Source organism: Pseudomonas sp. LB3P93, assembly GCF_054898025.1.
In genome coordinates this window covers 5,510,648-5,523,258 of the sequence record NZ_CM142713.1, presented here as the reverse complement: position 1 = coordinate 5,523,258, position 12,611 = coordinate 5,510,648, and the positions used below count along the sequence as shown (strand labels likewise).

Genomic DNA, 12,611 nt, shown 5'->3' with positions numbered 1-12,611 from the left:
GTGAAACGAGGCTGCGATCTTTTGACTTTGCTTTTTTACAAACAAAATCAAAAGATCGCAGACTCGTTTCACTCGACAGCGCCTACAGATGCCTATTGGCAGTTTTCCCCAATCTGTTTCTGAGCTTCGGTTGTGCGTTCCTGACGTTGCTCGTCGGTCAGGCGGCGCAGCTCACCGTCGACATCCTCCCGCAATCGCGGATTGTTTTGCAGCTGGGCCAGGTTCGTTCGCGCCTGCTCGCAAAACACCTTCAGCTGGGCCTGCTGCTCGGCGACCTGTTTTTTTACTGTGTTGTCGATGGCCTGTTGATCGCCAATCGCTGTGCTACGCGTTGGCACGGCGGGTTTGCCGGCAGACGGGGAGGGCGTCACCACCGTGGCGGCCTCCTGGCCTTGCGGCGGTTGCGCGTCGAAGTGAGTAACGCCTTGGGCGTCGACCCATTTGTAGATCTGACCGGCCATACACAAAGGGCTGATCAGCAAAGTGACGATGAAGAACGTTCGCATGCCATTTCCTTGCCAGAGTTGCGCAATTGAAGCTAACACAGTTGCTGTTTAGCGGTTTTTTCTTGCTTTCTCATGTGCTTACTTCAATAAAGCACATAGACGGCTTGACTTGCAGGGGACGAAACAGAAGAATCCAAAGTCCGCTGTAGAGGGACTGCCAGAAGCAGACCCACTCAGCAGATCATGAGGCGCACATCCGCGCCGACCTGTTACACCCGCAACGCGTTACCTCGCGCTGGGTGGGAAAGGCCCGCAACACTTGGGACGATCCCAATACTTGCTCAGTCAGTGCTGACGTAGTCGGCGACCACCGTCGCTCATGCTCTGCTGAGAAGTAAACCTATTAAGACCCGTCCCCTTTTATGTGGGCGGTATTCTGGCGTTTTAGAGGTGAACAACGTGGAGCTTTTATCTGGCGGTGAGATGCTCGTCCGCTTTTTGCGTGACGAAGGCGTTAAATATATCTATGGGTACCCTGGTGGTGCCGCATTGCATATCTACGACGCACTGTTCAAAGAACCAGCCGTTCAACATATTCTCGTTCGTCATGAGCAGGCTGCCACGCACATGGCTGACGGCTATGCGCGCGCCACTGGCAAGGCCGGCGTCGTACTGGTGACCTCCGGTCCCGGCGCGACCAACGTCATTACCGGTATTGCCACTGCGTACATGGACTCGATCCCGATGGTGATCCTGACCGCCCAGGTGCCTAGCACCATGGTCGGTACCGATGCCTTCCAGGAAACCGACATGATCGGTATCTCCCGGCCGATCGTGAAACACAGTTTCATGATCAAGCATGCTTCGGAAATCCCGGAAGTCATGAAAAAGGCGTTCTACCTGGCGCAATCCGGTCGTCCTGGTCCTGTCGTTGTCGACATCCCGAAAGACATGACCAACCCGGCCGAGAAGTTCGAATACATCTTCCCGAAAAAAGCCAAGCTGCGTTCCTACAGCCCGGCGGTTCGTGGCCACTCGGGCCAGATCCGCAAAGCGGTGGAAATGCTGTTGGCGGCCAAGCGGCCGATCATCTATGCCGGCGGCGGCGTCATTCTGGGCAACGGCTCCGCGCCATTGACCGAACTGGCTCAACTGTTGAACGTGCCGGTCACCAATACCTTGATGGGCCTCGGCGCCTATCCGGGCAGCGACCGTCAGTTCCTCGGCATGCTCGGTATGCACGGCAGCTACACCGCCAACCTGGCGATGCACCATGCGGACGTGATCATGGCCGTGGGCGCGCGTTTCGATGACCGTGTTATCAACGGTGCATCGAAATTCTGCCCAAGCGCCAAGATCATCCACATCGATATCGACCCGGCTTCGATCTCCAAAACCATCAAGGCCGACGTTCCTATCGTTGGTCCGGTGGAAAGCGTATTGACCGAAATGGTCGCTACCTTCAAGGAAATCGGCGAAACCCCTAACAAGGATTCGGTTGCTGCCTGGTGGAAGCAGGTTGAAGAGTGGCGCGGTGATCGCGACATGTTCCCTTACAACAAAGGGGACGGCAGCATCATCAAGCCGCAGACCGTTATCGAAACCCTGCACGAAGTGACCAAGGGCGACGCCTACATTGCTTCGGACGTGGGTCAGCACCAGATGTTCGCGGCCCAGTACTACCGCTTCAACAAGCCTAATCGCTGGATCAACTCCGGCGGCCTGGGCACGATGGGCTTCGGTTTCCCGGCAGCAATGGGCGTGAAACTGAGCTTCCCGGAAGCCGATGTGGCTTGCGTGACCGGTGAAGGCAGCATCCAGATGAACATCCAGGAGCTGTCCACTTGCCTGCAACATGACCTGCCGGTGAAGATCATCCTGCTCAACAACGGCGTGCTCGGCATGGTCCGTCAGTGGCAGGACATGAGCTACGGCGCACGTCACTCGCACTCCTACATGGAATCGTTGCCGGACTTCGTCAAGTTGGCCGAAGCCTACGGTCACGTCGGTATGCGCATCACGGACTTGAAGGATTTGAAGCCGATGATGGAGCAGGCATTCGCGATGAAGGATCGTCTGGTGTTCATCGACATCAAGGTCGACGCCGGCGAACACGTCTACCCGATGCAGATCAAAGACGGCTCCATGCGTGATATGTGGCTGAGCAAGACGGAGCGTACTTAATCATGCGACATATTATTTCCCTGCTTCTGGAAAACGAACCCGGCGCTCTGTCTCGTGTAGTCGGCCTGTTCTCGCAGCGCAACTACAACATTGAAAGCCTGACTGTGGCACCCACGGAAGACCCGACCTTGTCGCGTCTGACGCTGACCACTGTCGGCCACGATGAAATCATCGAGCAGATCACCAAGAACCTGAACAAGCTGATCGAAGTGGTCAAACTGGTCGACCTGTCGGAGAGTGCTCACATCGAGCGCGAACTGATGCTGGTCAAGGTCAAGGCCACCGGCGCCCAGCGCGCCGAGATCAAGCGCACCACCGATATTTACCGTGGGCAGATCGTCGATGTCAGCGCTAGCGTGTATACCGTTCAATTGACCGGTACCAGCGACAAGCTCGACAGCTTCATTCAGTCCATTGGCACCGCCTCGATCCTGGAAACCGTCCGTAGCGGCGTCACCGGTATCGCTCGCGGCGACAAAGTACTCAGCATCTAAACCAAATTAGCGAACGGCCTGAACGGCCTGGATATATAGGGGAATTTCATGAAAGTTTATTACGAAAAAGACTGCGACCTGTCGATCATCCAGGGCAAGAAAGTTGCCATCATCGGTTACGGCTCCCAGGGTCACGCTCAAGCGTGCAACCTGAAAGACTCCGGCGTTGACGTTACTGTCGGTCTGCGCAAAGGTTCGGCCACTGTTGCCAAAGCCGAAGCTCATGGCCTGAAAGTGACCGACGTTGCTTCCGCTGTTGCGGCTGCCGACCTGGTCATGATCCTGACCCCGGACGAGTTCCAGTCTGCCCTGTACAAGAACGAAATCGAGCCGAACATCAAGAAAGGCGCCACCCTGGCCTTCTCCCACGGCTTCGCGATCCACTACAACCAGGTTGTTCCGCGCGCTGACCTCGACGTGATCATGATCGCGCCGAAAGCACCGGGCCACACCGTGCGTTCCGAATTCGTCAAAGGCGGCGGTATCCCTGACCTGATCGCTATCTATCAGGATGCTTCGGGCAACGCCAAGAACGTTGCACTGTCCTACGCCGCTGGCGTTGGTGGCGGTCGTACCGGCATCATCGAAACCACCTTCAAGGACGAGACCGAAACCGACCTGTTCGGCGAACAAGCTGTTCTGTGCGGCGGTACCGTTGAACTGGTCAAAGCCGGTTTCGAAACCCTGGTTGAAGCTGGCTACGCGCCGGAAATGGCCTACTTCGAATGCCTGCACGAACTGAAGCTGATCGTTGACCTCATGTACGAAGGCGGTATCGCCAACATGAACTACTCGATCTCCAACAACGCCGAATACGGCGAGTACGTGACCGGTCCGGAAGTGATCAACGCCGAGTCCCGTCAGGCCATGCGCAACGCCCTGAAACGTATTCAGGACGGCGAATACGCCAAAATGTTCATCAGCGAAGGTGCAACCGGCTACCCTTCGATGACCGCCAAGCGTCGCAACAACGCCGCTCACGGTATCGAGATCATCGGCGAGCAACTGCGCTCCATGATGCCGTGGATCGGTGCCAACAAGATCGTCGACAAAGCTAAAAACTAAGTCGCGCACTTGTACGAAAAACGCGGCTTAGGCCGCGTTTTTTCGTTTGGGTAGCCGGTTCTGGTATAAAGCTGCATCGTTTGCGGCCGAACCGTCGTCCCAGACACCTGTCGAAACTTTCCACCCCGTTGCAAGGTATTGTCCATGAGCGAACGTCCCGAAGAGCCAAACAAGGCTTCTGACGCCGAAAGCCTGCTGCCCATCGATGAGCACATCGAGGAAGGGCATGACGCTGAAGGCCGTAAAGTCCGGCATCGTGGTATCTATCTTCTGCCGAATCTGTTCACCACTGCGAACCTGTTCGCAGGGTTTTATTCCATCATCAGCTCGATGAGCGCCCAGAGTGCCTTGAGTGCCGGTGATTCGATTGGCGCGAGCAAGTATTTCGCGTTTGCCGCGATCGCGATTTTCGTCGCCATGGTGCTCGACGGCCTTGATGGTCGCGTTGCCCGCATGACCAATACCCAGAGTGCGTTCGGTGCCGAGTACGATTCGTTGTCGGACATGGTCGCCTTTGGTGTTGCGCCGGCATTGCTGGCGTTTGGCTGGGCCTTGGGCGACATGGGCAAGGTCGGCTGGATGGTTGCCTTCATCTATGTCGCGGGTGCGGCGCTGCGTCTGGCGCGCTTCAATACTCAAGTCGGCACCGCGGACAAGCGCTACTTCATCGGTCTGGCCAGTCCGGCTGCTGCTGGTGTGGTGGCGGGGATTGTCTGGGCGTTCAGCGATTACGGCATTCAGGGGTCGAAGATGTCGTTCCTGGTTGCGCTGATGGTTGCCGCCGCCGGCATGCTGATGGTCAGCAACATCAAATACAACAGCTTCAAGGAGCTGGATTTGAAGGGGCGAGTACCCTTTGTCGCGATCCTCGCGGTGGTGCTGGTGTTTGCCGTGGTCTTCAGTGATCCACCGCGTATTCTGCTGCTGGTTTTCCTCGCTTACGCGGCGTCTGGTCCGGTGCAATATCTGTTGCATCTTCGTCGGCACAAAAACGCCGAGTGATGTAATTTCCCTCATACTCCGCAGTCTATTGGTGCATCTGTCCTCCAATGCTGCGGAGTTGCCATGCTGATCAAAGTCTCCAACGCGTCTGACTGTCATGAGTCGGACGTCACGCCTGAATCCTTCTATCTGTCTCGACGCAATCTATTGGGTGCAGCCGCTGCCGGTCTGGCTGTGAGCAGTCTGCCGCGTTGGGTCAGTGCTGATGAAGCCGCTCGTTACGCCGATGTCGAACCGGGCAAGGCGCCTTCATGGTTTGCCGAAAAGCTTCCTTCTACTAAGTGGGGGGCGGTCAACGTCAAGGATGAGGCGATCACGCCTTTCAAGGATGCGACCCACTACAACAACTTCTATGAGTTCGGCACTGATAAAGGCGACCCTGCTGCCAATGCTGGTTCGTTGAAGACTGAGCCTTGGACTGTGGTGGTGGACGGGGAGGTGGGCAAGCCGGGGCGGTATGCGCTGGAAGACTTCATGAAGCCTTATCAGTTGGAGGAGCGGATCTACCGTCTTCGCTGTGTTGAGGCCTGGTCGATGGTCATTCCCTGGATCGGTTTTCCCCTTTCGGCTTTGCTGAAGGAGGTCGAGCCGACGTCGAAGGCTAAGTTCATCCGCTTCGAAACGCTGCAGGATCCGAAAAGCATGCCGGGACAGCGATCCGGTTTTGCCTTGATCGAGTGGCCCTATGTAGAGGGTTTGCGCCTGGACGAAGCGATGAATCCGTTGGCCATTCTTGCGGTGGGCATGTATGGGCGCGAACTGCCGAATCAGAACGGAGCGCCGCTGCGTTTGGTGGTGCCTTGGAAGTACGGCTTCAAGAGCGTCAAATCCATCGTGCGGATCAGCCTGGTCAGCGAACAGCCGAAAACCACCTGGCAGAGCATTGCCGCGGATGAGTATGGTTTCTATGCGAATGTGAATCCTACGGTTGATCATCCGCGCTGGACTCAAGCGCGGGAGCGTCGTTTGCCGAGCGGTCTGTTCAAGCCCAATGTTCGGGACACGCAAATGTTCAACGGCTACTCGGGTGAAGTCGCCTCTCTCTATACAGGGCTCGATCTGCGGAAGAACTACTGATGCGTTATCCGTTTTGGCGAATTGGCGTCTTTATAGCTGCAGCGGTCTGGCCGCTGTTTTGGTTGTATCAGGCCTGGCAGGATGTGTTGGGTCCAGATCCGGGCAAGGTGCTGGTTGATCGGCTAGGGCTGGGGACGCTTGTCCTGCTACTAATAACGTTAAGCATGACGCCTTTGCAGAAACTCACCGGTTGGGCGGGGTGGATTGCCGTACGGCGACAGCTGGGTTTGTGGTGTTTCGCTTATGTGGTTCTGCATTTGAGCGGCTATACGGCGTTCATTCTTGGGTTTGATTGGTCGCAGCTGGGTGTCGAGTTGCGCAAGCGGCCGTACATTATTGTCGGGGCGTTGGGGTTTCTCTGTTTGCTGGCATTGGCGGTGACCTCCAATCGTTATAGTCAGCGACGCCTGGGTGTTCGCTGGAAGAAGCTGCATCGTCTGGTGTATGTCATTCTCGGGCTTGGATTGCTGCATATGTTGTGGATCGTTCGTGCCGATCTGAAGGAGTGGGCTATCTATGCCTCTATCGGGGCGTTCCTATTAGTGCTGCGCGTTCCCCCGATTGCCCGTCGAATCCCGCGTTTAATAGCTAAAAAGGCACCTTCTGCAAGAAAGGCGTAATTAGGGGTTGACGGCAGATTCTGGAAGTCTATAATTCGCCCCACTTCCGGCGCAGTCGAAACGGAAAACTCCTTGGTAAACAAAGAGTTACGCAGTTTTCGGCAGCGAGTTGCTTCAGGTCATCGAAGTCCAGAAGGAGTTGATCAAGCAGGGTTGTAGGGCTTGATTGACGGTTCGATCTTCTCGGTCGAAAGCGGAGAAAAAGAGGTGTTGACAGCAGCGAGTAACGCTGTAGAATTCGCCTCCCGCTAACGAGAGATCGGAAGCGCAAGTGGTTGAAGTTGCAAAGGAAACTTTGAAAACTTCTGAAAATAACCGCTTGACAGCAACAGAGGCTGCTGTAGAATGCGCGCCTCGGTTGAGACGAAAGATCTTAACCAACCGCTCTTTAACAACTGAATCAAGCAATTCGTGTGGGTGCTTGTGGAGTCAGACTGATAGTCAACAAGATTATCAGCATCACAAGTTACTCCGCGAGAAATCAAAGATGTAACCAACGATTGCTGAGCCAAGTTTAGGGTTTCTTAAAAACCCAAAGATGTTTGAACTGAAGAGTTTGATCATGGCTCAGATTGAACGCTGGCGGCAGGCCTAACACATGCAAGTCGAGCGGCAGCACGGGTACTTGTACCTGGTGGCGAGCGGCGGACGGGTGAGTAATGCCTAGGAATCTGCCTGGTAGTGGGGGATAACGCTCGGAAACGGACGCTAATACCGCATACGTCCTACGGGAGAAAGCAGGGGACCTTCGGGCCTTGCGCTATCAGATGAGCCTAGGTCGGATTAGCTAGTTGGTGAGGTAATGGCTCACCAAGGCGACGATCCGTAACTGGTCTGAGAGGATGATCAGTCACACTGGAACTGAGACACGGTCCAGACTCCTACGGGAGGCAGCAGTGGGGAATATTGGACAATGGGCGAAAGCCTGATCCAGCCATGCCGCGTGTGTGAAGAAGGTCTTCGGATTGTAAAGCACTTTAAGTTGGGAGGAAGGGCAGTAAATTAATACTTTGCTGCTTTGACGTTACCGACAGAATAAGCACCGGCTAACTCTGTGCCAGCAGCCGCGGTAATACAGAGGGTGCAAGCGTTAATCGGAATTACTGGGCGTAAAGCGCGCGTAGGTGGTTTGTTAAGTTGGATGTGAAATCCCCGGGCTCAACCTGGGAACTGCATTCAAAACTGACAAGCTAGAGTATGGTAGAGGGTGGTGGAATTTCCTGTGTAGCGGTGAAATGCGTAGATATAGGAAGGAACACCAGTGGCGAAGGCGACCACCTGGACTGATACTGACACTGAGGTGCGAAAGCGTGGGGAGCAAACAGGATTAGATACCCTGGTAGTCCACGCCGTAAACGATGTCAACTAGCCGTTGGGAGCCTTGAGCTCTTAGTGGCGCAGCTAACGCATTAAGTTGACCGCCTGGGGAGTACGGCCGCAAGGTTAAAACTCAAATGAATTGACGGGGGCCCGCACAAGCGGTGGAGCATGTGGTTTAATTCGAAGCAACGCGAAGAACCTTACCAGGCCTTGACATCCAATGAACTTTCCAGAGATGGATTGGTGCCTTCGGGAACATTGAGACAGGTGCTGCATGGCTGTCGTCAGCTCGTGTCGTGAGATGTTGGGTTAAGTCCCGTAACGAGCGCAACCCTTGTCCTTAGTTACCAGCACGTCATGGTGGGCACTCTAAGGAGACTGCCGGTGACAAACCGGAGGAAGGTGGGGATGACGTCAAGTCATCATGGCCCTTACGGCCTGGGCTACACACGTGCTACAATGGTCGGTACAGAGGGTTGCCAAGCCGCGAGGTGGAGCTAATCCCAGAAAACCGATCGTAGTCCGGATCGCAGTCTGCAACTCGACTGCGTGAAGTCGGAATCGCTAGTAATCGCGAATCAGAATGTCGCGGTGAATACGTTCCCGGGCCTTGTACACACCGCCCGTCACACCATGGGAGTGGGTTGCACCAGAAGTAGCTAGTCTAACCTTCGGGAGGACGGTTACCACGGTGTGATTCATGACTGGGGTGAAGTCGTAACAAGGTAGCCGTAGGGGAACCTGCGGCTGGATCACCTCCTTAATCGACGACATCAGCTGCTCCATAAGTTCCCACACGAATTGCTTGATTCATTGAAGAAGACGATAAGAAGCAGCCCTAAGGGTTGTAGCTTGGTTGGTTAGAGCGCACCCCATGCTTTGTGGTAAAGAGCAGGGTGAGGTCGGCCTTATAGCTCGAAATTGGGTCTGTAGCTCAGTTGGTTAGAGCGCACCCCTGATAAGGGTGAGGTCGGCAGTTCGAATCTGCCCAGACCCACCAATTTTGTGTGGGAAACGCCTGTAGAAATACGGGGCCATAGCTCAGCTGGGAGAGCGCCTGCCTTGCACGCAGGAGGTCAACGGTTCGATCCCGTTTGGCTCCACCACTAACTGCTTCTGTTGTTGAAAGCTTAGAAATGAGCATTCCATGGTGACATGGTGAATGTTGATTTCTAGTCTTTGGCTAGATCGTTCTTTAAAAATTTGGGTATGTGATAGAAAGATAGACTGAACGTTACTTTCACTGGTAACGGCTCAGGCTAAGGTAAAATTTGTGAGTTGCTCTTAATTGAGTATTATCGAATTTTCGGCGAATGTCGTCTTCACAGTATAACCAGATTGCTTGGGGTTATATGGTCAAGTGAAGAAGCGCATACGGTGGATGCCTTGGCAGTCAGAGGCGATGAAAGACGTGGTAGCCTGCGAAAAGCTTCGGGGAGTCGGCAAACAGACTTTGATCCGGAGATGTCTGAATGGGGGAACCCAGCCATCATAAGATGGTTATCTTAAGCTGAATACATAGGCTTAAGAGGCGAACCAGGGGAACTGAAACATCTAAGTACCCTGAGGAAAAGAAATCAACCGAGATTCCCTTAGTAGTGGCGAGCGAACGGGGACTAGCCCTTAAGTGGCTTTGAGATTAGCGGAACGCTCTGGAAAGTGCGGCCATAGTGGGTGATAGCCCTGTACGCGAAAATCTCTTAGTCATGAAATCGAGTAGGACGGAGCACGAGAAACTTTGTCTGAATATGGGGGGACCATCCTCCAAGGCTAAATACTACTGACTGACCGATAGTGAACTAGTACCGTGAGGGAAAGGCGAAAAGAACCCCGGAGAGGGGAGTGAAATAGATCCTGAAACCGTATGCGTACAAGCAGTGGGAGCCCACTTTGTTGGGTGACTGCGTACCTTTTGTATAATGGGTCAGCGACTTATTTTCAGTGGCGAGCTTAACCGAATAGGGGAGGCGTAGCGAAAGCGAGTCTTAATAGGGCGTCTAGTCGCTGGGAATAGACCCGAAACCGGGCGATCTATCCATGGGCAGGTTGAAGGTTGGGTAACACTAACTGGAGGACCGAACCGACTACCGTTGAAAAGTTAGCGGATGACCTGTGGATCGGAGTGAAAGGCTAATCAAGCTCGGAGATAGCTGGTTCTCCTCGAAAGCTATTTAGGTAGCGCCTCATGTATCACTGTAGGGGGTAGAGCACTGTTTCGGCTAGGGGGTCATCCCGACTTACCAAACCGATGCAAACTCCGAATACCTACAAGTGCCGAGCATGGGAGACACACGGCGGGTGCTAACGTCCGTCGTGAAAAGGGAAACAACCCAGACCGTCAGCTAAGGTCCCAAAGTTATGGTTAAGTGGGAAACGATGTGGGAAGGCTTAGACAGCTAGGAGGTTGGCTTAGAAGCAGCCACCCTTTAAAGAAAGCGTAATAGCTCACTAGTCGAGTCGGCCTGCGCGGAAGATGTAACGGGGCTCAAACCATACACCGAAGCTACGGGTATCACTTAGGTGATGCGGTAGAGGAGCGTTCTGTAAGCCTGTGAAGGTGAGTTGAGAAGCTTGCTGGAGGTATCAGAAGTGCGAATGCTGACATGAGTAACGACAATGGGTGTGAAAAACACCCACGCCGAAAGACCAAGGTTTCCTGCGCAACGTTAATCGACGCAGGGTTAGTCGGTCCCTAAGGCGAGGCTGAAAAGCGTAGTCGATGGAAAACAGGTTAATATTCCTGTACTTCTGGTTATTGCGATGGAGGGACGGAGAAGGCTAGGCCAGCTTGGCGTTGGTTGTCCAAGTTTAAGGTGGTAGGCTGGAATCTTAGGTAAATCCGGGATTCTAAGGCCGAGAGCTGATGACGAGTGTTCTTTTAGAACACGAAGTGGTTGATGCCATGCTTCCAAGAAAAGCTTCTAAGCTTCAGGTAACCAGGAACCGTACCCCAAACCGACACAGGTGGTTGGGTAGAGAATACCAAGGCGCTTGAGAGAACTCGGGTGAAGGAACTAGGCAAAATGGCACCGTAACTTCGGGAGAAGGTGCGCCGGTGAGGGTGAAGCATTTACTGCGTAAGCCCATGCCGGTCGAAGATACCAGGCCGCTGCGACTGTTTATTAAAAACACAGCACTCTGCAAACACGAAAGTGGACGTATAGGGTGTGACGCCTGCCCGGTGCCGGAAGGTTAATTGATGGGGTTAGCTAACGCGAAGCTCTTGATCGAAGCCCCGGTAAACGGCGGCCGTAACTATAACGGTCCTAAGGTAGCGAAATTCCTTGTCGGGTAAGTTCCGACCTGCACGAATGGCGTAACGATGGCGGCGCTGTCTCCACCCGAGACTCAGTGAAATTGAAATCGCTGTGAAGATGCAGTGTATCCGCGGCTAGACGGAAAGACCCCGTGAACCTTTACTATAGCTTTGCACTGGACTTTGAATTTGCTTGTGTAGGATAGGTGGGAGGCTTTGAAGCGTGGACGCCAGTTCGCGTGGAGCCAACCTTGAAATACCACCCTGGCAACTTTGAGGTTCTAACTCAGGTCCGTTATCCGGATCGAGGACAGTGTATGGTGGGTAGTTTGACTGGGGCGGTCTCCTCCTAAAGAGTAACGGAGGAGTACGAAGGTGCGCTCAGACCGGTCGGAAATCGGTCGTAGAGTATAAAGGCAAAAGCGCGCTTGACTGCGAGACAGACACGTCGAGCAGGTACGAAAGTAGGTCTTAGTGATCCGGTGGTTCTGTATGGAAGGGCCATCGCTCAACGGATAAAAGGTACTCCGGGGATAACAGGCTGATACCGCCCAAGAGTTCATATCGACGGCGGTGTTTGGCACCTCGATGTCGGCTCATCACATCCTGGGGCTGAAGCCGGTCCCAAGGGTATGGCTGTTCGCCATTTAAAGTGGTACGCGAGCTGGGTTTAGAACGTCGTGAGACAGTTCGGTCCCTATCTGCCGTGGACGTTTGAGATTTGAGAGGGGCTGCTCCTAGTACGAGAGGACCGGAGTGGACGAACCTCTGGTGTTCCGGTTGTCACGCCAGTGGCATTGCCGGGTAGCTATGTTCGGAATAGATAACCGCTGAAAGCATCTAAGCGGGAAACTAGCCTCAAGATGAGATCTCACTGGGACCTTGAGTCCCCTGAAGGGCCGTCGAAGACTACGACGTTGATAGGTTGGGTGTGTAAGCGCTGTGAGGCGTTGAGCTAACCAATACTAATTGCCCGTGAGGCTTGACCATATAACACCCAAGCAATTTGACTACTCGAAAGAGCATCAGATTGCGGTGTGTGAAGACGAAACGAACCGAAAGTTCGAGATACTCGCAAAACACCGAAAGCTGTCACATACCCAATTTGCTGAAGCGAGACCAACAGGTCACGACTCAGTACCCGAAT

The 12,611-nt window shown here is 54.1% G+C and carries 7 protein-coding genes, 2 tRNA genes and 2 rRNA genes; 10 read left to right on the top strand and 1 reads right to left on the bottom strand.

The genetic code is table 11. The features are described from left to right. Window positions 1–92 precede the first annotated feature (92 nt). Complete coding sequence (locus ACYZT8_RS25190; RefSeq protein WP_461976796.1) at window positions 93–506, bottom strand: DUF4124 domain-containing protein; 414 nt, start codon at window positions 504–506, stop codon at window positions 93–95. A gap of 399 nt (window positions 507–905) precedes the next feature. Here ACYZT8_RS25190 and ACYZT8_RS25185 point away from each other — a divergent pair, with 399 nt between their 5' ends. The 10 genes from ACYZT8_RS25185 (at window position 906) to ACYZT8_RS25140 (ending at window position 12,454) form a co-directional block, all read left to right on the top strand. Then, entirely contained in the window at window positions 906–2,630 is a 1,725-nt protein-coding gene (locus ACYZT8_RS25185; RefSeq protein ID WP_131061795.1) for an acetolactate synthase 3 large subunit, read from the top strand. 2 nt (window positions 2,631–2,632) lie between these two features. Further along, a complete protein-coding gene (gene ilvN, locus ACYZT8_RS25180) occupies window positions 2,633–3,124 on the top strand; it encodes an acetolactate synthase small subunit (RefSeq protein WP_003205610.1) in 492 nt (163 codons plus the stop codon). A gap of 48 nt (window positions 3,125–3,172) precedes the next feature. Further along, complete coding sequence (ilvC, locus tag ACYZT8_RS25175; RefSeq protein ID WP_007948647.1) at window positions 3,173–4,189, top strand: ketol-acid reductoisomerase; 1,017 nt, start codon at window positions 3,173–3,175, stop codon at window positions 4,187–4,189. A gap of 144 nt (window positions 4,190–4,333) precedes the next feature. Continuing rightward, window positions 4,334–5,191: a CDP-diacylglycerol--serine O-phosphatidyltransferase gene (gene pssA / locus ACYZT8_RS25170; RefSeq protein WP_010467638.1), complete on the top strand. Its 858-nt coding sequence runs from the start codon at window positions 4,334–4,336 to the stop codon at window positions 5,189–5,191. Between the two features lie 63 nt (window positions 5,192–5,254). Continuing rightward, window positions 5,255–6,268, top strand: a complete 1,014-nt coding sequence (gene msrP, locus ACYZT8_RS25165) for a protein-methionine-sulfoxide reductase catalytic subunit MsrP (protein ID WP_461976794.1) — start codon at window positions 5,255–5,257, stop codon at window positions 6,266–6,268. Continuing rightward, entirely contained in the window at window positions 6,268–6,888 is a 621-nt protein-coding gene (gene msrQ, locus ACYZT8_RS25160) for a protein-methionine-sulfoxide reductase heme-binding subunit MsrQ (protein WP_461976792.1), read from the top strand. The genes msrP and msrQ overlap by 1 nt, the downstream gene beginning before the upstream one ends. Before the next feature lie 544 nt (window positions 6,889–7,432). Then, window positions 7,433–8,971, top strand: a 16S ribosomal RNA gene (locus ACYZT8_RS25155). A 160-nt stretch (window positions 8,972–9,131) separates the two neighbouring features. Further along, window positions 9,132–9,208, top strand: a tRNA-Ile gene (locus tag ACYZT8_RS25150). A 30-nt stretch (window positions 9,209–9,238) separates the two neighbouring features. Then, window positions 9,239–9,314, top strand: a tRNA-Ala gene (locus ACYZT8_RS25145). 248 nt (window positions 9,315–9,562) lie between these two features. Next, a 23S ribosomal RNA gene (locus ACYZT8_RS25140) occupies window positions 9,563–12,454 on the top strand. The 16S and 23S rRNA genes sit together here with 2 tRNA genes alongside, the layout of an rRNA operon. Window positions 12,455–12,611: the final 157 nt, after the last annotated feature.

Excerpts from the sequence above, each read along its gene's own strand:
- ACYZT8_RS25190 (WP_461976796.1), bottom strand. The coding sequence starts at position 506 with ATGCGAACGTTCTTCATCGTCACTTTGCTGATCAGCCCTTTGTGTATG.
- ilvC (WP_007948647.1), top strand. The coding sequence starts at position 3,173 with ATGAAAGTTTATTACGAAAAAGACTGCGACCTGTCGATCATCCAGGGC.
- msrQ (WP_461976792.1), top strand. The coding sequence starts at position 6,268 with ATGCGTTATCCGTTTTGGCGAATTGGCGTCTTTATAGCTGCAGCGGTC.
- pssA (WP_010467638.1), top strand. The coding sequence starts at position 4,334 with ATGAGCGAACGTCCCGAAGAGCCAAACAAGGCTTCTGACGCCGAAAGC.
- msrP (WP_461976794.1), top strand. The coding sequence starts at position 5,255 with ATGCTGATCAAAGTCTCCAACGCGTCTGACTGTCATGAGTCGGACGTC.
- ilvN (WP_003205610.1), top strand. The coding sequence starts at position 2,633 with ATGCGACATATTATTTCCCTGCTTCTGGAAAACGAACCCGGCGCTCTG.